22 protein-coding genes are annotated in these 21,613 nt (G+C 70.9%); 3 read left to right on the top strand and 19 right to left on the bottom strand.

The features are described from left to right. Window positions 1-686: 686 nt before the first annotated feature. The 18 genes from BS80_RS07865 to BS80_RS07780 form a co-directional block, all read right to left on the bottom strand. Window positions 687-3,284: a collagenase gene (locus BS80_RS07865; protein ID WP_035794621.1), complete on the bottom strand. Its 2,598-nt coding sequence runs from the start codon at window positions 3,282-3,284 to the stop codon at window positions 687-689. Window positions 3,285-3,470: 186 nt separating this feature from the next. Next, on the bottom strand, window positions 3,471-4,430 hold the full coding sequence (locus tag BS80_RS07860; RefSeq protein WP_035794619.1) for a LysR family transcriptional regulator: 960 nt from the start codon (window positions 4,428-4,430) through the stop codon (window positions 3,471-3,473). 332 nt (window positions 4,431-4,762) lie between these two features. Next, on the bottom strand, window positions 4,763-5,182 hold the full coding sequence (locus BS80_RS07855) for a holo-ACP synthase (protein ID WP_051966302.1): 420 nt from the start codon (window positions 5,180-5,182) through the stop codon (window positions 4,763-4,765). 36 nt (window positions 5,183-5,218) lie between these two features. Next, window positions 5,219-6,379, bottom strand: coding sequence for an acyl-CoA dehydrogenase family protein (locus BS80_RS07850; protein ID WP_035794617.1), 1,161 nt, complete (start codon window positions 6,377-6,379; stop codon window positions 5,219-5,221). Next, window positions 6,372-6,968, bottom strand: a complete 597-nt coding sequence (locus tag BS80_RS07845; protein ID WP_035794615.1) for a hypothetical protein — start codon at window positions 6,966-6,968, stop codon at window positions 6,372-6,374. Before BS80_RS07845 ends, BS80_RS07850 begins: the two co-directional genes overlap by 8 nt. Continuing rightward, window positions 6,965-7,801, bottom strand: coding sequence for a hypothetical protein (locus BS80_RS07840; RefSeq protein ID WP_035794613.1), 837 nt, complete (start codon window positions 7,799-7,801; stop codon window positions 6,965-6,967). Before BS80_RS07840 ends, BS80_RS07845 begins: the two co-directional genes overlap by 4 nt. Before the next feature lie 10 nt (window positions 7,802-7,811). Continuing rightward, window positions 7,812-8,075 carry an acyl carrier protein gene (locus BS80_RS07835; RefSeq protein ID WP_035794611.1) on the bottom strand — a complete coding sequence of 88 codons (264 nt, stop codon included), beginning with the start codon at window positions 8,073-8,075 and terminating at the stop codon, window positions 7,812-7,814. Window positions 8,076-8,092: 17 nt separating this feature from the next. After that, window positions 8,093-9,376, bottom strand: coding sequence for a type III PLP-dependent enzyme (locus BS80_RS07830; RefSeq protein WP_035794609.1), 1,284 nt, complete (start codon window positions 9,374-9,376; stop codon window positions 8,093-8,095). Then, the gene (locus BS80_RS07825; protein WP_035794607.1) at window positions 9,373-10,743 is read right to left on the bottom strand and encodes a preATP grasp domain-containing protein; all 1,371 of its coding nucleotides are present in this window, start codon (window positions 10,741-10,743) and stop codon (window positions 9,373-9,375) included. Before BS80_RS07825 ends, BS80_RS07830 begins: the two co-directional genes overlap by 4 nt. Beyond that, the gene (locus BS80_RS07820; RefSeq protein ID WP_035794605.1) at window positions 10,740-11,696 is read right to left on the bottom strand and encodes a 3-oxoacyl-[acyl-carrier-protein] synthase III C-terminal domain-containing protein; all 957 of its coding nucleotides are present in this window, start codon (window positions 11,694-11,696) and stop codon (window positions 10,740-10,742) included. Before BS80_RS07820 ends, BS80_RS07825 begins: the two co-directional genes overlap by 4 nt. A gap of 12 nt (window positions 11,697-11,708) precedes the next feature. Next, entirely contained in the window at window positions 11,709-12,536 is an 828-nt protein-coding gene (locus BS80_RS07815) for a class I SAM-dependent methyltransferase (protein WP_035794603.1), read from the bottom strand. Window positions 12,537-12,546: 10 nt separating this feature from the next. Further along, window positions 12,547-12,795 carry a phosphopantetheine-binding protein gene (locus tag BS80_RS07810; RefSeq protein ID WP_035794601.1) on the bottom strand — a complete coding sequence of 83 codons (249 nt, stop codon included), beginning with the start codon at window positions 12,793-12,795 and terminating at the stop codon, window positions 12,547-12,549. Between the two features lie 27 nt (window positions 12,796-12,822). Further along, window positions 12,823-13,224 carry a holo-ACP synthase gene (gene acpS, locus BS80_RS07805; protein WP_035794599.1) on the bottom strand — a complete coding sequence of 134 codons (402 nt, stop codon included), beginning with the start codon at window positions 13,222-13,224 and terminating at the stop codon, window positions 12,823-12,825. Window position 13,225: 1 nt separating this feature from the next. After that, window positions 13,226-14,098: a class-II aminoacyl-tRNA synthetase family protein gene (locus BS80_RS07800; protein WP_232246391.1), complete on the bottom strand. Its 873-nt coding sequence runs from the start codon at window positions 14,096-14,098 to the stop codon at window positions 13,226-13,228. Continuing rightward, on the bottom strand, window positions 14,098-14,964 hold the full coding sequence (locus tag BS80_RS07795; protein ID WP_035794597.1) for a diiron oxygenase: 867 nt from the start codon (window positions 14,962-14,964) through the stop codon (window positions 14,098-14,100). Before BS80_RS07795 ends, BS80_RS07800 begins: the two co-directional genes overlap by 1 nt. A 195-nt stretch (window positions 14,965-15,159) precedes the next feature. Next, entirely contained in the window at window positions 15,160-15,702 is a 543-nt protein-coding gene (locus tag BS80_RS07790; protein WP_035794595.1) for a TetR/AcrR family transcriptional regulator, read from the bottom strand. 221 nt (window positions 15,703-15,923) lie between these two features. After that, window positions 15,924-16,988 (bottom strand): helix-turn-helix transcriptional regulator, encoded by a 1,065-nt coding sequence (locus tag BS80_RS07785; RefSeq protein WP_051966300.1) that lies wholly within the window; start codon window positions 16,986-16,988, stop codon window positions 15,924-15,926. Next, window positions 16,985-17,761, bottom strand: coding sequence for a thioesterase II family protein (locus BS80_RS07780; protein WP_035794593.1), 777 nt, complete (start codon window positions 17,759-17,761; stop codon window positions 16,985-16,987). The genes BS80_RS07785 and BS80_RS07780 overlap by 4 nt, the downstream gene beginning before the upstream one ends. A 295-nt stretch (window positions 17,762-18,056) precedes the next feature. Here BS80_RS07780 and BS80_RS07775 point away from each other — a divergent pair, with 295 nt between their 5' ends. From BS80_RS07775 to BS80_RS07765, 3 genes are all read left to right on the top strand, one after another. Continuing rightward, complete coding sequence (locus tag BS80_RS07775; protein ID WP_035794591.1) at window positions 18,057-18,536, top strand: helix-turn-helix domain-containing protein; 480 nt, start codon at window positions 18,057-18,059, stop codon at window positions 18,534-18,536. 111 nt (window positions 18,537-18,647) lie between these two features. After that, window positions 18,648-19,139 carry a hypothetical protein gene (locus tag BS80_RS07770; RefSeq protein ID WP_157536017.1) on the top strand — a complete coding sequence of 164 codons (492 nt, stop codon included), beginning with the start codon at window positions 18,648-18,650 and terminating at the stop codon, window positions 19,137-19,139. Beyond that, the gene (locus BS80_RS07765; protein WP_051966298.1) at window positions 19,129-20,286 is read left to right on the top strand and encodes an MAB_1171c family putative transporter; all 1,158 of its coding nucleotides are present in this window, start codon (window positions 19,129-19,131) and stop codon (window positions 20,284-20,286) included. The genes BS80_RS07770 and BS80_RS07765 overlap by 11 nt, the downstream gene beginning before the upstream one ends. A 34-nt stretch (window positions 20,287-20,320) precedes the next feature. Here the strand turns inward: BS80_RS07765 and BS80_RS07760 are convergent, their stop codons facing one another. After that, window positions 20,321-21,550, bottom strand: coding sequence for an MFS transporter (locus BS80_RS07760; protein WP_051966296.1), 1,230 nt, complete (start codon window positions 21,548-21,550; stop codon window positions 20,321-20,323). Window positions 21,551-21,613: the final 63 nt, after the last annotated feature.

Below are 21,613 nucleotides of genomic sequence, written 5' to 3'. Positions count from 1 at the left end.
CGACAACCACCGGAATAGGGCGGTCACGTGCACTGCGTCCTCGCTGTGTCTTACTTCAAAAGGAATCTCCAACCCCGATCAGAGACCGAGGCCGGGGATGTCAACATATCTGGCGTTGACTTTTGGCACGCTGTTGAGTTCTCAAGGAACGGACACTGTCTTCAAGCCGCTCTCGCAAGCTCTCCGAGTGTTTCGTTCGGCACTTCGTGTTTCCAGCGTATCAGATGTTCTCTGCTCCGTTTTCCGGAGTTTCGCTTACCTGATCCGCTATTCCTTCGGCCTTTCGGCGATCCAGACTCTACCAGGTCTCCCCGGTGCTTCCGGCCCGCTTCCCGGCTTTCAGGAGGCTTGTCGAATTCAGGTGCGATGACCTGTCCGACGTTTCGAAACTCTAGTCGAACCGCGCTTCGCAAAGCGAATCCGACCGCAACCCGATAAACGCGCACAACAATTCGAGCAGAGGCGCGCAGACGCGACCCGGCGGAGAAGAGAGGTGGTGGTTCAGAGGATTGGCCACCCCGGGACCGTCCGCGCGATGCGTGTCCGGTGCTCCCTGTCGGGCGACTAGGGAACACTACTCCCGCTCGGTGTCACGGGCAAATCCCCAGCAGAACGGCCCCGGGCAGCCACGGGGCGACGGCGTACCGCCGTGCCCGTGGCTACCCGGGGTGGGACAGGATCGGAACTCAGAACTGGGTGCTGACCGTGACACCGCTGAAGGCGGTGTTGGCGTAGAGGCTGATGTACCGGTAGCCGGCCGTGGTGTTGGTGACGGTGAGGCTCTGGGCCGTGCCGGTGTTGGTGGAGGAGGCCGTGAAGGCGCTCGGCGACGCCCAGGTGGTCGGGTTGTAGTAGAGGGACTCGGTACCGGTGCCGCCGGAGGTGGTGACCTTCAGCGTGCTGGTGCCGGCCGGCAGGTAGACGTACATGTAGTCCGTGTTACCGGCGGTCTCGGCACGGTTGGCGCGGGAGCAGTTCTGGCCCATCGCGTCGGTGCGCACGTCGGTGCAGGTCGGCAGGGTGACCACGCCACCGCTGGTCACGGTGACCGAGGTCGGGGTGCTGGCGGACTTGCCGCTGCTGTCGGTCACGGTCAGGACGACGGTGTAGGTGCCGGCGGCCGCGTAGGTGTGGCTCGGGTTCTGCTGGGTGGAGGAGGTGCCGTCGCCGAAGGTCCAGTTCCACGAGGTGATCTTGGCGGAGCTGGCGGTCTCGACGGACGTGTCGGTCAGGCTGACCGTGGCGCCGTTCACCGTCTGGTTGAAGAGCGACGTCGGGCCGGCCGCGTAGCAGGCGCCGGCGGCGCAGGTGTTGAGCCAGTTGTCGAAGTCGGCGTCGTAGCCGGTGCCGATGCTGTTGTAGACCGCGTAGGCGCCCGCGAAGTCACCGGTGCGGAAGTGGCCGAGCATGTTGGTGATGTCGGCCGGGTGCTTCTCGAACATGTACCGGACGGCGAGGTAGCCCCACGGGTAGGTCCGGGTCGAGTCCGAGTTGTCGTACGTGTTCTGGAAGACCGTGCTGAGCTTGTACGTGTGCTTGGCCGCCTCCGTCATCGCCTGGGTGTCGGTGGTGCCGCGGTAGGCGTAGGACTCGTACTCGGCGACCCCTTCGATCCACCAGATGTCCGGGACGGAGATCTGGGTGCCGAAGTTGCCCTTCATGTCGTAGATGCCGTCCATGTAGTGCGTGTACTCGTGGTTGAGGTTCCACACGTTGGCGGTGAACCCGTCGTTCCACGACTTCTGGTACATCACCGACACGGCCTGGTTGCTCGGGTCCGTCGCGTCCATCAGGGTCTCGCCACCGTTGTTGGTGGAGTTGCCGTAGATCGCCCAGGAGTACGTCAGGTAGTCGGCGTTGTTGGAGAAGACCGCCATCGTGACGTTCTTGTCGTACTGGCCGGGGACCGGACCGTTGTCCTTGACCATGTTGTGGAAGAAGACGTCCTCGCCGCGCAGGCTCGCGCAGACGGCGGCCAGGTCGGCCGGCGACAGGGACTCGGTCGCGATGGTGCGGTAGTCGCAGGTGAGCGTGTGCGACAGGACCGTCGCGCTGAGCTTCGCCGGCAGGTTGCAGGTGTTGTAGTACGAGCACTGGGCAGCGTCGTAGGCGTCCGCCTGGTACGCGGTGTGCACGTACAGCGCGCCGGTGGGGCCGAGGATCGGGGCGGCGTCCAGGACCGCCTTCACCAGCGGCTTGGCCACGGCCTCGATGGTGGCGTTGTCACCGGCCATCCGGGCCAGGTCGTTGCCCGCATTGGAGTCGAGCTGGGCGTTCGGGCCGCTGAGCAGGTCCTTGTGGTTGAGCGCGAAGCTGCTCAGGGTGCTGACGATGCCCGGGTCCGCGCTGACCGCGCTGACGAAGTCCGGGTTGTAGTTGCCCCGCCACAGCGGCGCGAAGAGCACGGCGTTGACCGCGTTCGTCATCTTCGCGGACGCGTTGTAGGAGCTGTTGTAGCCGTTCAGCACCTGCTTGTAGATGTTCAGGTACTTGCTCTGCAGGTTGGCGCTGTCCGTGAGGACCAGCACGTCGTAGAGCACGCTGCCGTTGGCGTCGGTGACGTCGGTCCAGTGGTGGCCCGCGAAGAAGGTGTCCAGGGCGGCCTGGGTGGCGGTGGCGAGGGTGGCGTCGTAGGTGCCGACCGCGCCCGCGTTGTAGGACTGCACGTAGTAGCCGGCCCGCAGGAAGAGCACCAGCTGCCAGATGCCGGTGGAGTCGTCGCCGGTGTAGGTGCTCGCGAGGTTCTGGAAGGCCTGGGCGACGGTCAGCATCTGCTGCTGCTTGAAGATGTTGCCCGCGTCGGTGCCGGTGACGTTGAACAGCGTGTTGACGCAGTCGGTGGTCGAGCTCTCGATGAACGCGACCAGGGCGGCACCGCTGCGGCTGCCGAAGTCGGCGGGGGTACAGGTCTGCGCGTCGGCGGCCGCGGACCGGCCGGCGGCTGAGCCCGCGGCCGGCTTGGCCGGGGCCGGCTGCTGGGTGAACGGACGCGGCGTGGTCTGCACGGCCGTTCCGGCGGGCTGGCCCAACACGCTCTGCGAGAGCAGGGCAGGCGGCAGCGGGGCCGCGGTGGGGACGACGGTGTCGGAACTGGCGGCGACCACCGGGCCGAACGGCTTCGGCAGGGCGGAGGATGCCGCGGCCGCCGCCGCTGCGGGGCCGGCCGGCCTGGCGGCGGTGGCCGTGCCGGGCGCGGCGAACGCGGGGACCGGCAACAGCGCGGCTGCCGTTGCGGCGGTGGCGGCGACGGCCATGAGGGTGGGTAGCGGTATGCGCAGGCGCACGGCTGTGTCCTTCTCCTGTGGGGGGATCTCACTGGGTCTCAGCTGCGGTGTGGGGAATTGGCGTGCAGCCTGTCATCGAATGAGCGTCAGAACAATGTCACAGGTCATATGTCATGTCTGGTTCGGCCATAACACTGCGGCCGAAGGCTGGGGGGTGCCGGCCCGGCGGGAGTTGCCCGAGACGGCCTACGAGCGGAGGGTGCCGTGCGGCCTGCCGCTCCAGGACTGGAGGTGCGGCGCGTCGGCGACCAGGTCCCGGTAGGCGGCGCTCGCGGCGCCGAACAGCGCCTCCACGACCTCGGCGCCCACCGCTGCGGTGCGCCAGAGCAACAGGTGGCGGACCCAGATCGGCGTGCCGGTCAACGGTCTGACGACCACCGCGCGCGACGGCCGGGTGGTCGCCTGGACGAGGGAGATCCCGAGCCCGGCGGCGACCAGGTCCTGCAACTCCAGCCGGCCGCCGCGGTACTCCCGCACCGCCGCCGCGGTGAAACCGGCCGCCGCGCAGGCGCGGTCGAAGACCTCGGGCCAGCCGACCCCGTCGTCGGGCGCGAGCAGCCAGGCCTCCTCGGCCAGCTCCGACAGCGCGATCTCACTGCGGTGCGCGAGGCTGTGGCCGGCCGGCAGCGCCACGAAGGCCGGCTCGGTGACGATGCCGCGGTGCGCCACGGCCTGCGAGTGCCGCAGCTCCGCGCCCGGGTAGTCGACGGCGATGGCGGCGTCCACCTGCTCCAGTTCCAGCAGCTCGACGATGTCGGAGCTGCGGCGGACGGTGCTCACGCTGAACGACAGGTCCGGCCGCTGCCGGCGGGCCCGGCCGAGCAGCCCGGGCAGCAGGAACGTTCCGGCCGCCGTCAGCCGCACCTCCTGATGCGCGGGGACGGCCTCCTCGCCCGACCCGCGGCCGAGACCGTCGATCCGGGCCAGCACCTCACGCGCGGCGGCCAGCACCTCGACGCCGAAACAGGTCGGTGCGACGCCCGAGGCCGTGCGCTCGAACAGCGGTGAACCCAGCAGGTCCTCGATCCGCCGCAGTTGGGTGCTGGTCGCGGGTTGCGAGGCCCCGAGCACCGCGGCGGCCCGCCCCACGCTCCCGCTGTCGGCGATCGTGCACAGCACCCGCAGGTGCCGAAGCTCCAACTCCATGGGCCCCTCCCTTGCCCGGCGGCCCCCGGCCTGCCGGTGGCGTCGGACGGTGGCGTCGGAAGGTGTCGTCGCCGCCCGCCTGTGCCATAGCACACGTAACATGTCAGATCTCGCTGATCACCTTCGCTCCGCGCCCAGGTCACGTCAAGCCCTCTTCCGGCCGACGACGCGGGATTCGCACACGGACCGAGGGCGTCGGCCGCTCCCGCTTCCGGCACGGACGAGTCGCCCGCGCTGTGGCGGGCCGTCAGGAAGTCCCGGCGCCGGCTCGATCGGCCGGGCCGGGGCGGGACGGGAGGGGACGCGTCCGGCGTGGGGAGGACAGCGGGCGCTCAGCCGGCGGCGGGCTCGCCCGACGGTGCGGCGGGGGCGCAGCAGGGCGCGGGCACGCCGATGGCGGCGGCGACGACCAGGCCGCGCTTGTGTGTGATGGACACGCTGATGGCCGCGATCCCGCGCGCCTCGGCGTGGCGGGCGGCCGCGCCCGACAGGCGCACCACGGGGCTTCCGCCGTCCGACCGCAGGATGGCGACCTGCCGGGGCGTCACCCCGGCGCCCACCCCGGTGCCGAGCACCTTCAGCGCGGCCTCCTTGGCGGCGAAGCGCCCGGCGAGGAACTCGCGAGCACGCCGTGCCCCGAAGGACTCGGCGGTGGCGAGTTCCTCCGGGGCGTAGGTGTAGTCGCGGAACCACGGGCGTTCGAGCAGGACGTCGAGTTCGTCCTCGTGCAGGACGTCGATACCGATCCACATGCCGTGCTCCCGTCCGAGGGCCTGCCTGACGCGGCACTAGTCGAGGAAGGTGCCCTTCAGGACGCCCTGGAACACGGCCAGCCGCTGGATGTGACCGGTGCCCTCCATGAACTCGAAGGCCCGCGCGTCCCGGTAGAGCTTGTTCAGCAGCGGGTCGTCCAGCAGTGCGGCGGGGCCGAGCAGGTCGGCGGCGAGCAGCGTGCAGTGTTCGGCCAGTTCGGCGGCGCGGGTCTTCACCCCGGCGATGCGGTCCAGCCGCACCTGGCCCGCGTCGATGGCCTCGGCGACGCGGTAGTTGCGTGCGCGGGTGGCGGCGAGGCGGTCCCGTGCCTCCTCCAGTCGCAGCCGGGCGGTGCCGGCCAGGCCGGGGCGCCGGCTCCCGATGTGGTCCAGCACGGCGCGCGACAGCCCGAGGGCGGTGCCGGCCAGCACCGGGCGGAACCGTTGCAGGGTGCGGATCGCCCCCACCAGCCCGCGCCGGGTGGGCTTGAGGGTCTCGTAACCGAGGATCTGGCTCCGCTCGACCCGCACCTCCTCGAAGCTGATCGCGGAGATCCGCGCCCCGCGCAGGCCCACGGTCTCGATCAGCTCGGCGTGGAAGCCGGGACTGTCCGTGTCGAGCAGGACCGCTTCGATGCCCAGCGGCCCGGGCGCCCTGCGGCAGAAGACCACGCCGAGCTGGGCGAACGCGGCGTTGCCCACGTAGCGCTTGCGACCGGTCAGCCGGAAGCCGTCGCCGTCCGGGACGAGGGCCGTCTCCAGTTCGGTGGCGGCCGAGCCCTTGGCCGGCTCGGTCAGGCCGAAGAAGGTCCAGGTGGGCTCGGGGCCGGCGATCCGCCGGTAGTAGGCGTCGCGCTGCTTCTCGTCGCCCAGCGCGTCGACCGCCGCCCCCGACATCAGCGGCCCCGGGCAGGACAGCATGAAGCCCGCGTCGCCGTAGCTCAACTCCTCGATGGTGACGGCGTGTTCCAGGCAGCTGCGGATATCGTAGGTGTCCCTGCCGATGCGCAGCGGATTCGTCAGGTACTGCTCCGGGACGGTGCAGGCGCGCATGATGTCCACCGCGGGCAGGTGCAGCCAGCGGTCGATGGCCGTCGGGTCGCGGTCGATCTCCAGGCCGATCGCGCGCAGGTCGGCGGCGGCCTCGCGGACATGGGCGCGCAACGCCTCGATGCGTGGGGTGATGACCTCATCCATCCCGAGCCTCCGATGCGTCCGGTCCCGGATGCAGATAGGTGTTGCCGAGCAGTTCGGTCAGGAAGAGCAGTCGGCCGAGCCCCGCCGCCTCGAATCCGCCGGCGCCGTGCAGCTTGATCGCGTCCCGGCCCGCGGATCGCAGGTCCCGGTGGATCCGCAGCCGCCGCTGCGCGGTGGCGCCGGGGAGGTCGAGCAGGTCGGCCGACTCCGCCAGCGCCAGGGCGGTGTCGGCGACCACGCCCCGGACCAGCTGCCGGTTGAGCAGGGTGGCGCCCTCCGAGAGGCGCTGGTCGAGGCGGGCGACCGCACTGTCCAGGACGGCGCGCACCACGCGGTGCTGCAGCCGGAGCAGCCGCTCGGCGAAGACGTCGCGTTCCCGCTCCCCCGCCGGGCTGCCACGCCGCACCGCCACCAGGCCCGGTGGGCCGCCGGGCACCGGCGCTCCGCCGCCCGCCCGGTGCCGGGAGGCGACGGCCCAGCCGCTACCGGCGCAGACCAGGCCGCCGCCGGGAGCCGCCTGCTCGTGGCAGTCGTCCAGCGCGGCGGCCAGGACGTCCGGGTCCAGCAGGCTGCCCTCCGGGGCGCTCATCGGGGACCGCCCGCCTTGTCCGGGCCCCGGTCGCCGACCTGGAGCACGGCCAGGTGCCGGTCGCCGGAGCGCGGGTCGGTGTCGCAGAGCAGCACCGTGCGGTACTCCCGCTGCCAGGCCTGCCAGTGCTCGGCCAGTGCCAGCCAGACGCTGGTGCAGTACGTGCCCGGGCTCGTCCGCTGGTGGTGCGGGACGGCGGGGAGCTGCACGGCGTCGCACCACGGCCCGGTCACCACCAGCGTGCCGTCCGGGTCTTCGCCCACCAGCTCGGCGATCCGGGGGCGCAGCGGCCGGCCGGCCCGGACGGCCTCGACGGCGGTCACCCGGGGGCCGCCGTCCCGGCCGAAGACCAGGATGACGCCGGAGTCGACCAGCTCGTTGTCGTGGACCAGGGGGAAGCGGGTGGGCAGCGTGGTCTGTTCCAGGACGGCGAGGACCGATGTCCTGGTGCGCCCTGCGCGTTCGAAGGCGGCGATCACCCGCAGTGCGGTGAACGGCGCGGCCAGGCCCTGCTGGTGGATGCCGAAGTTGGTGGCCCGGCCGCCGAGTAGCCGGTCCAGGTAGGGGGCGATCGCGGTGAACGGGGTGACGTCGGGCAGGGCCTGGGCCACGATCACCAGGTCCGGGGTGCTGTCGGCGACGCCGTCGGCCGCCACCAGCCGGTCCAGCAGGTCGCGGTGGTCGACGTGGGGCGCGGCGCTCAGCAGGTCCTGCGCCACCTCCAGGCCGAACGGCTCGACCAGGTCGCGGTAGTAGGAGAGGGTGGCGGGGTCGGGGTCGTGGGGCTTGCCGGGTGGGGCGAGCACGGCGCCGGCGGCGCGCAGACTGGGCATGGCGGCCGCCTCACCGCCCGCTGGTGGCGGCCTGCTGGGACAGGACGTAGTCGGTCAGGGTCCCGACGGACCGGAAGTCCTCCATGTCGAGGTCCTCGGGGTCCACCGACATGTCGATGGCGTCCTCCAGTGCCATCAGGAGCTCCAGGATCGAGGTGGAGTCCAGGTGCAGGTCCTCGAAGAGCCGGACGTCCTCGGCAAGGCCGCTGACGGGCCGCTCCAGGACCTCGCCGAGGGCCAGCTCGATCGCCGAGATCACACTTCCGCGTTCCATACCTGTTCGCTCCTCCGTCAGTTGAAGTCGTTGAAGTCGACGAGGCGCTGCTTGTCGAGCAGCTCCTGCGTGCGGTCCCGCTCGCGGACGAGGTGAGCGGTCCCCCGGTGGACCAGGACCTCGGCCGGGAAGCCGTGGCTGAGGAACAAGCCGGGCGAGGCGGAGGGTCCGTACGCGCCCGAGCGCTCGATCCCGAGCAGGTCGCCGGGCAGTACCTCGGGCAGCGCGACCTTCTTGCCGATGACGTCGCCCGGCGTGCAGAGCGGCCCGGTGACCGTGTAGGTCCCGGTCGGTTCGGCCTGGTAGCTGGTCAGCGACCTGATCGGGAAGTTCCGCTTGACGAAGCTGCCGACGCCGACCGCGGCCATGTGGTGGTTGGTTCCGCCGTCCGCGACGACGAAGCGCTCGCCCATCGACTCCTTGACGTAGAGCGCGCGCGTCACGTAAGTGCCGCACAACGCGGTCAGGTAGCGGCCGAGTTCGTTGATCAGGCGGCAGTCCGGGTGCGCGGCGACGAACGGCTCGACCACCGCGTTGATCCCGTCGACCGCGGCCGCCAGGTCGAGGTCCTTCTCGTTGTCGAAGTAGGCGACCCCGAACCCGCCGCCGAAGTCCACGGTGCGCAGCGGGATCCCGAGTTCCTGCGACAACTCCTCGGCCAGCGCCAGGATCTGGCGGGTGTTGTGCACCAGGTCGTCCGCGTTGAGGAAGCGGGTGCCCATGTAGGCGTGGAAGCCCTGGACGCGCACCCTGCGCAGCCCGTCCAGGAAGGGACGGGACCGGCGCAGCACATCCGCGTCGATGCCGAACTGGCGCGGCTTGCCGCCCATCGCCAGGCCCGAACCCTTGGTGTGGAAGTCCGGGTTGATCCGCAGCAGGACCGGTACCTCGTCCCGGCCGGCCGCCGCCGCGATCTGCTCCAACGCGCTGACCTCGTCCAGCGACTCGCAGACGATCGCGTGCAGTCCCGCCTCCACGCACGCCTCCAGCTCGACCCGGGTCTTGCCCGGGCCCAGGAAGATGACGTTCTCGGGTGCGATGCCGGCCCGCCGCACGGTCAGCAGCTCGACCAGGGAGGAGATCTCCGCGCCCGCGCCGAGCGAGCCGAGATACGAGCTGATGCTGACGTTGGGGTTGGCCTTCAGGGAGAAGAAGACGTCCACCGCGGGGTGCAGCCGCTCGCGCAGCGACTGGTAGACCGAGTGCAGCACGTCGCCGTCGTAGAGGAACAGCGGGGTGCCGAACTGCGCCGCGATGCGGGAGACCGGCAGGCCCTGGACGTGGAGTTCCGCGCTGCTCATGGCGTCCCTTCCGGAGTGTTGAGGCGGGCGAGCTCGTGGGCGACCCGGTCGTCGAGCCGGCCGAGCCGCTCGCGGTCGTCGGCGAACAGGACGGTGTAGAGCCGGCCGTCGAACGGGCCGGCGGCGGCGCTCTGCGCGTTGACCGTGCCGAAGCAGGTGACGACCAGACCGCCGCCCTCGGCCGGCGGCTCGGCCAACTCGCCCAGGGCGCCCGCGACCTGCTCGAACGAGAGCGGTTCGGCCAGCCGCAGCGGATAGTGCCTGGCCAGTGCGACACCGCCGGGCCGCAGGAAGCGTTCGGTCACCCGGCCCTGGTAACTGGACATGTTCAGCCGGGCGTTGATCTCCAGCACCGGGTAGAGCAGGTCGTCGGCACCCAGCAGCGCGTCCACGCCCACCACGCCGAAGAACCCGTCCTGCTGGAGGCGTGCGCCCAGCAGCTCCACGGCCCGTTCCAGCTCGTCCAGTTGGGCCGCGGACAGGTCGGGCGGCATGACATGGCCGAGGTGGACGCCGCCGGCCGTGATCGCCTCCTTGACGAAGTCGAGCCGGACCTTGCCGTAACGGTCGATGGTGAACTGGTAGTTGAGGTCGAACCGCTTGGGCAGGAACCGCTCCACCACGACGTGGATCGCGTCGTCGCCACTCTTCCGGGCCCGGCGGTCGACCATCCGCAGCAGCCGCTGGGCCTTGACGGCGCTGTCCAGCACCACCAGGCCCTTGCCGGAGACCCCGTAGGCGTCCTTGACGATCAGTGGACCGCCGTCGGCCAGCCCCTGTTCCACGGCGGCGCGCAGTTCGGCCACCGTGGTGCAGGAGGACCCGGGCACCTCGCGCAGTCCCAGCTCGCCCGCCAGCCGGCGGCTGTAGATCTTGCTGTTGACCCGCTCGAACACAGCCGCGTCGGGCACCGCGGCGGCCAGGCCCGTCAGCCGCGAGATCCGCTCCTCCAAGAGGGAGTTGCCCATCGGCATCAGGCGCGCGCCCTTTCGCGCCAACTGCCTGAGATGTTCGAGCAGTTCGGGCGAGTCCAGGACCGCCGCACTGGTTCCGCCGGCCCCCGCCGGGGCACGGGTGACCAGTTCGGTGGGGGCTCCCAGGCCGAGCCGCTCGACGTACCGGCGGTAGCCGGGGTCGAGCGGCCGGTCCAGCAGCAGGTAGTCGGACGGCTCGGCCAGCAGGGCGCCGAGTTCCTCCATCCGCTGGACGGTCGCCGCGGTGGTCGACACCCGGGCCGCCGGCAGCCCGGGGTAGTCGCGCGCCCACTGGTTCTCGACCTCGAAGTTGCAGAGCCAGACCAACCGGCTCTCCCGGTCGCCGGTGAGCGCTTCCTTGAGATCCGCCGTGTAGGCGGTGCCGTTCGTCATGCCGATCGCCTCCGGTGGGTGATCACCATGGCGCCGAAGGTGGCGCCGAGACCGACGGAGACCAGGACGTAGTGGCCTCCGTCGACGAGCCGGTCGCTCTCGCGCAGCGTGGTGTAGTTGACGAAGACGTCCGAGGCGTAGGTGTGGCTGTAGAGCGGGACGTTGTCCAGGAAGAACCGGGCCGGGTCGGCGCCCATGTCCTTGATCGTCTGCCGCCAGGAGACCAGGTTCACGTTGTGCGGGATCACCAGGTCGATCTCCTCGAAGCGCAGCCCCGCCTCCCCGACGGCCTGCTGGATGACCTCGCCGAGCACCGGGCCGTAGACCTGGCCGAAGCGCTGGACCTGCTCCTTGGTCATGTCCAGGCCCGCGGCGAACTCGCCCAGCGTGCGCGTCACATGGGAGCGCACCCGGTCGCCCGGCCCGTCCAGCGTGAGCAGGCAGGCGGCCGCGGCGTCGGCCATGATGGCGCTGTTGGGGACCAGCTGCACCTTGGGCGAGTAGGCGCGCTCGCCGGTCACCATCAGGGCGTAGGCCCCCCGGGGCGCCTCGGCCCGCAGCAGCTCGCCGGCCAGGTCGACGGCGCCCAGGCTGCTCACGCAGGCCTGCTGGGTGAGCGCGAACGCCTCGGCGTCGGGCAGCCCGAGGTCGTCGCGGATCACCTGGGCGGCGTCGAGGTGCGGCGGGGTGAGCGTCTGCAGGGTGTGCGCGTAGATCACGTACGCGATCCGGCGCCCCTGCGGCAGCGACTTCAGTGCCTGCCGCGCGGCCGGGAGGACGAGGTCGAACAGGCCGAGCTCCGGGTCGAACCGCAGCCGGTCCAGGCCGTAGATCTTCCGGAAGACGCCCACCTCGGCCCTGCGCAGCCCGAGGCTGCCGGCCAGGTCCTCGATCCGCACGCTGCGCTCGGGCAGGAACGACTGAATGCTCTCCAGGGTCGTGGTGCCGTTCATCCGGCCCCCCGCCTAGCGGCCGACGAACTCGGCGCGGACCAGCCAGCTGCGCGACGCACCCCGGCGCTCCCGGGGCTGCACCTCGTAGGGCCAGCGTCCCTGCCCGGCTCCCGGCTCACCGGGTTCCCGCAGGTCGCGCACCTGCCACCCGGTGGCGGCCAGGAACTTCTCCGGCTCGTCGGTGCCGAAGAGCCAGGGCGTGCCGTCCTCCTGGAGCCCCTGCAGGAACGGCCGGGAGAACGGGCTGCGCAGCAGCGCCTTGCTGACGAAGTCGACCGCCAGCCAGCTGCCGGGGGCCGAGGCGGAGCCCAGCGTGGTGAGCAGCCCGGCGGCCTGCTCCTGGGTGAGGAAGAACATCAGCCCCTCAGCCACCCACAGGGTGGGCAGGTCCGGGTCGAACCCCGCCGCGTGGAGGCTGGGCAGCCACTCCCCGGCCAGGTCCGCCGCGACCTCCCGGCGCTCCACCCTGGGCTCGGCGTTCAGCACGCCGAGCCGCCTGCGCTTCTCCGCCACCAGGGCACTGTGGTCGACCTCGTACACCGTCACCCCGGAGGGCCACTCCAGCCGGAAGGCCCGGGTGTCCATGCCCGCGGCGATCAGGACGATCTGCCGGATCCCGGTGTCCCGCAGGACGGCCTGGATGCTGTCGTCCAGGTACCGGGTGCGGATCGCGATGAAGGGCAGCAGGCCGCCGCCGCCGTACTTGTCCAGCAGTTCGAAGCCTCGCGGAGCCGCCAGCTCGCGGGCGAACGGATCGGCGAAGAGCGCGTCGTCGGGGCGCTCGGACTCCACCGCTCGCGCGGCGGCGGTCCACTGCGCCGTGTAGGAAACGGCTTCCATCGGGCGCCTCCTAGGCGATTCGGGTCGTCGCGAAAAATGCCTTCTCGATCGACGAGAGGGTCTGGAAGTCCTGGATGTCGATGGTGTCGAAGTCGACCTCGACACCGCTCGCGCCCTCGATGGCGTACACCAGCTCCACGAAGGAGAGCGAGTCCACCAGTCGGCTCTCGATCAGGTTCTCGTCGGGCGCGATGGTCGTCCGGTCCGGGTGGCGGCCGAGAATCCACGCCCGCACGTCGTCGATGCCTGCCGAAGCCATGTTCACTCCTCAACTCTGTTTAAGGACTCAGCTGTTGTCACTGCTGCCGACGCCGAAGGCGACCGCCACGGCGAAGGGTTCGTCATGCGTGATGCTGACGTCGATCTGTTCGATCCCGGCGTCCTGGACCAACTCCGCGGCGCGGCCGCTGAATCGGACGACCGGTGCGCCGGCGTCGTCCTTGAGGATCTCGATGCCGAGCCAGGGCAGGGTCTGCCCTCGCGCGCGCAGGGTCTTGAACACCGCCTCCTTGGCGGCCAGCCGTCCCGCGATACCGGCGACGTCCCAGCCGGCACCCGGGTGGCAGAGGGCGATCTCGGCCTCGGAGAGCATCCGCCGCAACACCGTCGCGCCTGCGTCGCCGTCCACGGTGAGCCGGCGGACCCGGGCGAACGGGACGAGATCGACGCCGACCCGGCCGGCCGGCATCTCAGGAGACCTGCGCGGCGGCGGACCTGACGTTCTCCAGGGCCTGCCGGGCGTCCCCGTCGTGCAGGTCGAGCAGCACGGAGAGCCAGCGCTCCAGCCCGAAGGCCACGCAACTGGTGTACGCGTACTCGTCGTTGTCGAGCCGCTGGATGTTGCAGCGTTCACCGAAGAAGTTGCGGTGGGTGTTGACCGAGGAGATCGCCAGGCCCGCGACCTGGAACTCGAACTTCACCGGGCTGAGCTTGGCGAGCAGGGCGCGCGCGCCGTCGTTCTCGAAGAAGGGGTCGGAGGCCGCCACCTTGTCGAGCGCGAGACCGAGCGCCCGGCCGAAGGCGGTGATGCGCTCGGCGAACGCGGTCAGCACCTGCTGGCTGTGCTCGTAGGAGCCCAGCGCCACGACCTCGCGCATCTGGAAGCTGAGCAGGCGGCGCAGCCCGCCGTAGTACTCCTCGTTGCGGAAGCAGCGGTTGACCAGGGTGATCAGGGTCGTGTCGGCCACCCGGCGGTTCTCGTGGAACAGGTAGGCGCCGTAGCAGGTGGCGTGCGGCAGTCCCAGCCGCGCCGGTTGCAGGTCGGCGGCGGCGAAGGATCCGCCGACGGGCTTGGCGGCGCCGCCCTCCACCTGGAGTGGGGACGCGACCAGCGCGAGGTGCGGGAAGTTGGTGTAGACGTCGAACTTCTCCAGGTCCGAGACCGGGTAGAGCGGGGGCGGCAGGATCTCCCGCGCCCCTGCCGCGCTCCCCCAGCCGGCGAACGTCCGGTCGAGCTCCCTGAGCAGGTCGGTGCGGTCCGGGTCGAGGATCACCAGGGCCTGCGACAGGTCGACGGTCGCCATCGCGGTGTCGATGCCGGTGTCGATGCCGGTGTCGGCCATCAGATCAGTCCCGTCTTCTCGAGGAACTTCGAGGTCTTGCGGAAGACGCTCCGCTCGAACTCCACCCGGGCCGGGGACTCCAGGAGTTCGCGGCGCAGGTCGAGCGGGTTCTCGATGCCGGCGTCGCGGTAGACCTGCGGGTTGTAGAGCGACTCGAAGCTGAAGGTCAGGTAGCGCCGCAGGTAGTCGGCGATCTCCTTCAGCTCCTCGTCGGAGGAGGTCCGCTTCACGTCCTCGAAGAGCACCGTGACCAGCTCCCGCCCGAAGGCGATGTGCCGGGACTCGTCCTGGTGGTGGATCCGGTTGATGGCACGGATGGTCTCGTCCAGCCGCTCGTCCAGCGCCATCCGGGAGTTGAAATGGTCGACCAGCTCCTCGAATATCAGGATCCGGGCGAAGACCAGCAGGCTCTCCACGTGCGACCGCGGAATCTCGACACTCGCGCCGACCGGCTGCCGGTAGATCTTCCGGCCGTAGCGCAGGCAGAACTCGGCGAAGAACCACATGTGCTCGTTCTCCTCACCGATGAAGTGGTGGAAGAACTCCGACGGCGTCTCGAACCCGGTGGTGTGTATCCGCTTCGTCACCTCGATGAGGAGTTCGCGGATACCGTGCACGTTGAGGCTGTAGAAATTGATGCTCTCGTGGCGCGAGAGGGCGTACAGCTGCTCCTGGGTGAGCCGCTCCGCCGCCTCCGTGCCGTGGGTGGTGGTCAGTTCGGGGCTCATCCACCACATGGCGGCGGGCAGGGACTGCGGCCACTCGAAGAGCTTGTACGGGTTGTAGTAGTCGTCGATCGACTTGGTGGTGAGGCGATCCAGGATTCCGAGGAATCGGTCGTCCTGATCGATCAGCTTACTGACCATACGCGAAGTCATCTCCCACTCATGTCGGCTTGGCGGGAGGGCCGTTACCGCGATCCCGTCGCGTTCCGGCGGCCCTGGAAATGACCTTAGGGACTCCCGGCCGGAAACCGCAACGACCGAAAGCGGCTTGGCCGCTCCTGGCCAGCGCCGCCACCGTACGGGCCCGAACAGGCCACGGCGACCGCAGCCGGCGGATCAGGCGAGCAGGGCGGCCGCGATGTCCCGGGCGCAGCGGGCCGCCGCGCCGGTGCGCTCGCGCAGCGCGGTCATGATGGCGCCGTCCATCAGCAGGGTGAACTGCCGGGCCAGTTCGCCGGAGCGCTCGACGTGTCCGGCGGCGATCAGCAGGCGTTCGACGAACTCGCGGACCAGGCGCTTGTGTTCGGCGGCGAGTCGGTGCACCTCGCTGTCGCCCTCGGTGATCTCCACGATCGCGTTGTTGAAGGCGCAGCCGCGGTAGTCCCGCGATTCGGCCCCCTGGGCCAGCGCGTCGAACACCGCGAGCGGATGGTTGCCACGCTCGCGGACGGTCTCCTCCAGCCAGGCCCGCCAGCGCTGGTCGCGGCGGCGCAGCACCGCCAGCACCAGCTCGTCCTTGCCCGCGAAGTGCCGGTAGAAGGAGGCCCGCCCGACGCCCGACTCGGCGAGCAGCCGCTCCACGCCGACGGCACGGATGCCCTCGGCGTAGAAGAGGTCGTCAGCGGCCTGGAGGAGGCGTTCGCCGGCCTGCGTTGGCATGCCGGCCAGGATATCCCGCCTTGACCCCAGACGGAAACGGTCGGTACCGTCTTTCCCGATACGGAAACGATCGGTACCGAATCAGTCCTGGGGGTCGCGTGACCGCACGCTGGAGTGTGCTACTCCTGGGACTGCGGGCCGCCGCGACCCGGTGGCGTCCACCGGGCCGGCCTGCCGGACCCGGGCACCACCACGCCGCTGACGGCCCGTCAGCCCGCTCGTCAGCCCGCCCGGCGCAGCCCCGGATCGGACTCCTCGGTGCCGACGAGTCCGGCCCGGGCCGCGGCCACTCCCGCCTGGAACCGGCTGTCGGCGCCCAACTCGTCCATGATGCTGGAGATGTGGCGGCGGAAGGTGCGCGAGGACATCCCGATCCGGCGGGCGACGACGTCGTCCTTCAGCCCGGATGCCAGCAGGTCCAGGATGGTCGCCCTGACGTCACCGAGGGTGTCCCCGTAGGAGACGTCCTCGGCCTCGAAGTCCGCGCCCGCCTGCCAGGCGTAGTCGTAGAAGCGCCGGAGCAGCGCGACGATCGCCGGCTCGTAGACCACGGTGACGGTGGGGACGTCCTGGCCGAAGGCCTGGTCGGGCAGGAACGCCACGTCGTCGCCGATCAGCACCAGGTCCTCGAACACGTGGTTCGAGGTGCGGATCCGGGCGCCGTGCTGGGCCGCCCGGCGCAGGCCGGCCCGGACGGTCGCGCAGGTCCGGGCGGGGTGCGGGTACAGCAGCCGCACGGGGATGCCGCGCACCCCCACCGGCAGGTCGAACGGCTCACCCTCCGGGGCCAGACCGTTGCCGAGCGAGCGCATCGCCAGAACCTCCGTGCCACAGCCGCGCAGCGCGGCGGCCATCCGAAGCTGCACCTGCCTCGGGTCCTGGTGCCTGACCACCTCCTCCTGCCGCGGCCGGGACCGGCTCAGCGTGCTGAAGGTGTCCACGAAGGAGCGCAACTGCTCGTGGATTCCGGCTAGTTCGCGACGCTTGTCATGGATGGCCTGCTCCAGCGGCATGACCAGTTCGATCTGCGCGGCGTCCGGACTGACCGCGCGGTAGCCCGCCGCGGAGCCCGCGCAGCTGACCAGTCGCAGATCGCGCAGGGTGTCCATGGCCCGTTCCGCGTCGGCGGCCGGCACGCGCAGCGCGCTCGCCGCCTCCAGCGTGCTGACCGGCCCGTTCCCGAGCGTGTACTCGTAGACGCGGACCGCCAGTTCGTCCACTCCGGGGCCGAGCGGCCGGACCAGGCTGCCCCCGGGGGTGTCCAGGAGGTTGAGGAGGTTGTTCACCGGTGGCCTCCGAGAGCCTGTCGGGCCGAGTGGTCCTGGAGATCCGCGCCGACGGCCCCGACGACCTGCTCCAGCTGTTCGTTGAGGAAGAAATGCCCACCGGGGAAGGGCAGCAGCTTGAAGTCACGGCTGGTGTGGCGCTGCCAGTCGACGGCCGCGTCCCGGTCGACGTACGGGTCGTCGGCCGCCAGCAGGAAGGTCACCGGGCAGTTCACCAGGGTCTGCGGCGACGCCAGGTAGCGGGAGTTGGCGCGGTAGTCGTTGCGGATCACGCTGAGCACCGCCTCGCGGTACTTCGGCCGCTCCAGGAGCCGGACCGGGACGCCGCCCAGCGCCCGCAGCTCCTCGACGATCTCCTCGTCGTCGCGCGGCACGTTGACCCCGAGCCCGTCGGAGGGCGATCGACGGCCGGAGACGAACAGCCGCACGGCAGGCGTTCCGGCCGCCTCCAGCCTGCGGGTCAGCTCGAAGGCGACCACCGATCCCATGCTGTGGCCGAGCACCGCGAACGGCAAGTCCGCCTGGGGAGCCAGCCGTTCGGCTATCTGCCCGGCGAGTTCGCCGATGTCCGTGAATCCGGCGGAACCGGCCTGCCGTCCGGGATACTGCACCGACAGGGCCTCGATCCAGCCCGGCAGGGCTCTGGACAGCGGCCCGTACGCGCTCGCCGAGGCACCGGCATGCGGGCAGCAGACCAGGCGCACGCGGGCCTGCGGAGCTGGTCGGAGGCTCTGGATCCAGTCCTCGGAGGCCTGCACTGTTTGCTCTCCCATCGAGTCGTTCCACCTCATCCGGTCACAGCACGGCAACGAGATCGGCAGGACCGCCGGCGTTGCTCGCGGACACAGCGAACCCGGGTATCGGGTATACGGCGGAGATCACGCCGCTCGGGCGTCCCGCCGGATTGTCTCCGGCAACTGGCACCCCTAGCATTGGGGGACCCGGCGACCCCGACGGCCACCTCAGTTGCCGAAGACTCAGCTTAGCTCTCGCCGATGACCTGTCAACCAGAGTCGGCCGGTGGGCAGTTGACAGAAACCAAACCTCCGGCCAAGGAGCGAAGTGCCAATGGCTGAAAACGGTCGATCCTGTACGGACAAGCTCGCCAGTCGCCTCAACCACTTGTTCGCGGCGGTGCATCCGGGAGATCGTGGTCCGTACAGCAACGACGAGGTCGCCCGGGCGATCCGGGAGCGGGGAGGGGATATCTCGAAGGCGTACATCGCCTACCTGCGCAACGGCAAGCGCAGCAACCCGACGATGCATCACCTGGAGGCGCTGGCGGCCTTCTTCGGGGTGAAGCCCGCGTACTTCTTCGACGACGAGGTCGCCGAGGAGGTCGACTCGATGCTGGTGCGGATGGTGTCGCTGCGCGAGGCGGGCCTGCGACTGGAGGAGTGGGAGGCGCTGCGCGACTCGGGCGTCACCAGGATCGCCGCCCGGGCCAACGGCCTGTCCCCCAAAGGGCTGCTGGCGGCGGTTCAGATCCTCAACCAGCTGCGCGCGCTGGAAGGCCTTCCGCTGGAGGAGAACACCGACAGCGGTTGACGACGGCCCCCGACGGACCCGCGTCGAACCGCTGCCGCCGACTGACGAGTCCTGACGAACGGGGTGGCCATGCGAGTTCCCTATCGGAGATTACGCCGTCGCTGCGAGGCCGTGCTCCAGACCTTCGGACCGATCCCCTCCTTCTCGGTGGAGACCGTCTGCGCCCGGCTGTCCGCGCTGCGCGGACGCCCGCTCCACCTGCTCCCGCTGCCGGACGGAGCCGCCGCGGCCGGTGCCTGCGGACTGTGGCTGGCCACCGGGACGGCGGACTACATCTTCTTCGAGCAGCAGACCAGCCGGCCGCACCAGGAGCACATCGTCCTGCACGAGATCGGGCACATGCTGTTCGACCACCCGAGCCTGGAGTTGTTCGACGGCCTGCTCGCGCCCGACCGGTCCGACAGCCCGGAGCTGGCCCGGCGCCTGCTGGCCCGCACCGACTACACCACCCGCCAGGAGCAGGAGGCGGAGATGCTCGCGAGCCTGATCCGGACCGTCGCCGCCCGGCCGCAGCGCCCGGGCGCCACGAGCTCGCGCGGCGAGTCCTCCGGCGCATCCTCCGGCGAGTGGGAAGCGGCGCTGGGGCTGTCCGGTGTTCGGTGACCTCACCGCACTCGGCGTGCGGTTCGAGACGGCGGGGATCGCCGCCATGTGGCTCGGGCTGCTCGTCCGGGCGCCGTCCGCGATCCGCTCACCGCAGCAGCGCGGACTGTGGATCGCGGTCGCGGCCGCCGCCGTCACCATGACGCTGAAGCTCTCCTTCTTCGTCGCACTCGCCGCGCACGATGTCCAGAACCTGCGGCTCTACACCCTGGCCACCCACCTGTGCGGGGTGCTGTCGGCGGTGGTCGTGGTGGACTTCGTCATGATCACGATGGACCGGCCGCGCCGGGAGTGGCTGCACGTCGGCTCGGGACTCGCCTTCGTCTGGCTGGTCGTGCTGGGCCTGCGGGCGGCTCCGACCATGTACGTGCACCAGGTCTTCCCGAGCACGTCGGCCGCCGGCTACGCGTTCTGGCTGAGCGTGATCGGCGTCCACCTGGTCAGCAACGGCGTCTGCATCGCGGTCGTCTGCCGTCGCCAACAGCGGCACGGCACAAGCGCCTTGCGGACCGGCATGCGGCTGTTCGGTCTGGGCAGCTGCTTCGCCGCGCTGTCCTGGGTCGCGCTGCTGATCCAACTCGGCTCCGGCGCCTCCTGGGTGACACCGGTCGTGCCGTTCGTGATGGGCCTGTTCTGCCTCTCCAGGACCACGGTGCTCGCCGTCCCCCTGCTGTCGGCCGGCCGTCGGGTGCTGCGCGACATCACGGACTTCCGGCGGCTGTGGCGGCTGTGGCGCGACCTGGTCTACGCGGTTCCCTCGGTCGCCCTCGCGCCGCCCAGGCCGCTGCTGCTGGAACTGCTGCTGCCACGCGGTCCCTGGCGGCTGCTGGTGTACCGCCAGGTGATCGAGATCCGGGACGCCATCCTGGTGCTGCGCGACTACGCGACACCCGAACAGCCGTGCGCCCGGAGCGGCCGGGCGGCCGAGGGCGAGGAGTCGGTGGCCCGGGCGCGTGAGATGGCCCGCCTGCTGAGGGCCGCCTGCCGGGCCAAGCGCCACGGCCAGGGGCCGCTGGCCGGCTCGGCGGCGCTGTCCTCGCTGGGCGGGCACGATCTCGTCGACGAGACGGCGTTCCTGGTCCAGGTCGCCGACGCGTACGCCGCCGCCCCGCGCGAACAGCCGGCCGCCACCGTCTGCCTGCGGTGAGGGCCGGAGTGGGGCCGTCCCGTCCCAGCTCACCTCACCTCACCGCCGGACTCGCCGCGACGCCGGGCTGCTGCTCGTCGCTCCGGCGCACCGCCGGCCGGGAGATCCAGGCCAGCAGGGCCGCCGCGAGGACGAAGGCGGCGGCGATCGGGAGCAGCACCGCGGACGAGTGGAACGAGGTCAGCGCGATCGCGCCCACCGTGCTGGACAGCGAGATCGCCAGGTACATCACGGCCGCGTTGAGCGAGACCACCAGCGGCTCGGAGCCGGCCGGCGCCAGCGCCATGATGCGGTGCTGCTGCGGGGCCGTCACCGACCACGAGGCGACACCGCTGAGGGCGACGACCACCAGCGCCGCCGGGAACGAACCCCGGCTCGGCAGCATGGCCAGGAACACCACCGCCAGGGCGAAGGTCGCACCGATCACCACCCGCCGGGGACCGTGCCGGTCGGCCAGCCGCCCGGCCGTCAGGTTGCCGACGGTGCCGGCCACGCCGAACACCAGGAGCAGCAGCGCCACCCGGCCGCCGTCGCCGCCGGTGGCGGTCGCGAAGACCGAGCTGATGTAGGTGTAGGGCAGGTAGATGCCGATGAAGGCCAGCAGCGTGATCGTCAGCACCCCGGCCACCCGGCGGTCGGTCAGCGGGGCGAGCCGCTGGCGCAGGCTGGGCGCGGCGGGCAGCCGGACGTCGGGCAGCCGCAGCACGATCACCGGGGTGACCAGCACCGCGAGCGCGGTGACGAACCACATGGTCGCCTTCCAGCCCAGCGCGTTGCCGATCGCCGTACCCAACGGCGCCCCCAGGGCGAGCGAGGACGTCAGGCCCACCGTCACGATGGCGATCGCCCGCCCGCGCCGCTCGGGGCCCGCGATCGCGGCGGCCGTGGCCCCGGCGTTGGGCGTGAACATCGCCGCGCCCGCCGCCGCGACCACCCGGGAGGCCAGCACCAGCGCGTAGTCGGGCGCCAGCGCCGTGCCGACGTTGCCCAGCGCGAACACGATCAGCGCCGTCACCAGCACCTGGCGTCGCGACCACCGGCCGGTCAGCGCCGCCAACACCGGCGACAGCGCCGCGTACGCGATCGAGAAGACGGTCACCAGCTGGCCCGCCGCGGCGACGTCGATGTGCAGTGAGCGGCTGATGTCGGGGAGCAGGCCCGCGATGACGAACGCGTCCGTCCCCACCGCGAAGGTGCCGAAGGCCAGGACCATGACCTGCGGGCGCCAGCGCTCGCCCGGGTCGGTCCTCGTGGTGTCGCTCATCAGGGACTCCTGTTCCGATGGAGAGCGTCATGTACGATGAGCATCGTATGACAGATTCGATGC

This window comes from Kitasatospora mediocidica KCTC 9733, from assembly GCF_000744225.1.
GTDB classification, from domain to species: domain Bacteria; phylum Actinomycetota; class Actinomycetes; order Streptomycetales; family Streptomycetaceae; genus Kitasatospora; species Kitasatospora mediocidica.
The sequence above is the reverse complement of the archived record's forward strand: the minus strand, read 5'-3'. Positions and strand labels throughout refer to the sequence as shown.

Bases quoted from the DNA above. Each gene is read 5' to 3' on its own strand.
- BS80_RS07860 (WP_035794619.1), bottom strand. From the start codon at position 4,430: ATGGAGTTGGAGCTTCGGCACCTGCGGGTGCTGTGCACGATCGCCGAC.
- BS80_RS07855 (WP_051966302.1), bottom strand. From the start codon at position 5,182: ATGTGGATCGGTATCGACGTCCTGCACGAGGACGAACTCGACGTCCTG.
- BS80_RS07850 (WP_035794617.1), bottom strand. From the start codon at position 6,379: ATGGATGAGGTCATCACCCCACGCATCGAGGCGTTGCGCGCCCATGTC.
- BS80_RS07845 (WP_035794615.1), bottom strand. From the start codon at position 6,968: ATGAGCGCCCCGGAGGGCAGCCTGCTGGACCCGGACGTCCTGGCCGCC.
- BS80_RS07840 (WP_035794613.1), bottom strand. From the start codon at position 7,801: ATGCCCAGTCTGCGCGCCGCCGGCGCCGTGCTCGCCCCACCCGGCAAG.
- BS80_RS07835 (WP_035794611.1), bottom strand. From the start codon at position 8,075: ATGGAACGCGGAAGTGTGATCTCGGCGATCGAGCTGGCCCTCGGCGAG.
- BS80_RS07830 (WP_035794609.1), bottom strand. From the start codon at position 9,376: ATGAGCAGCGCGGAACTCCACGTCCAGGGCCTGCCGGTCTCCCGCATC.
- BS80_RS07825 (WP_035794607.1), bottom strand. From the start codon at position 10,743: ATGACGAACGGCACCGCCTACACGGCGGATCTCAAGGAAGCGCTCACC.
- BS80_RS07820 (WP_035794605.1), bottom strand. From the start codon at position 11,696: ATGAACGGCACCACGACCCTGGAGAGCATTCAGTCGTTCCTGCCCGAG.
- BS80_RS07815 (WP_035794603.1), bottom strand. From the start codon at position 12,536: ATGGAAGCCGTTTCCTACACGGCGCAGTGGACCGCCGCCGCGCGAGCG.
- BS80_RS07810 (WP_035794601.1), bottom strand. From the start codon at position 12,795: ATGGCTTCGGCAGGCATCGACGACGTGCGGGCGTGGATTCTCGGCCGC.
- acpS (WP_035794599.1), bottom strand. From the start codon at position 13,224: ATGCCGGCCGGCCGGGTCGGCGTCGATCTCGTCCCGTTCGCCCGGGTC.
- BS80_RS07800 (WP_232246391.1), bottom strand. From the start codon at position 14,098: ATGGCCGACACCGGCATCGACACCGGCATCGACACCGCGATGGCGACC.
- BS80_RS07795 (WP_035794597.1), bottom strand. From the start codon at position 14,964: ATGGTCAGTAAGCTGATCGATCAGGACGACCGATTCCTCGGAATCCTG.
- BS80_RS07790 (WP_035794595.1), bottom strand. From the start codon at position 15,702: ATGCCAACGCAGGCCGGCGAACGCCTCCTCCAGGCCGCTGACGACCTC.
- BS80_RS07780 (WP_035794593.1), bottom strand. From the start codon at position 17,761: ATGGGAGAGCAAACAGTGCAGGCCTCCGAGGACTGGATCCAGAGCCTC.
- BS80_RS07775 (WP_035794591.1), top strand. From the start codon at position 18,057: ATGGCTGAAAACGGTCGATCCTGTACGGACAAGCTCGCCAGTCGCCTC.
- BS80_RS07760 (WP_051966296.1), bottom strand. From the start codon at position 21,550: ATGAGCGACACCACGAGGACCGACCCGGGCGAGCGCTGGCGCCCGCAG.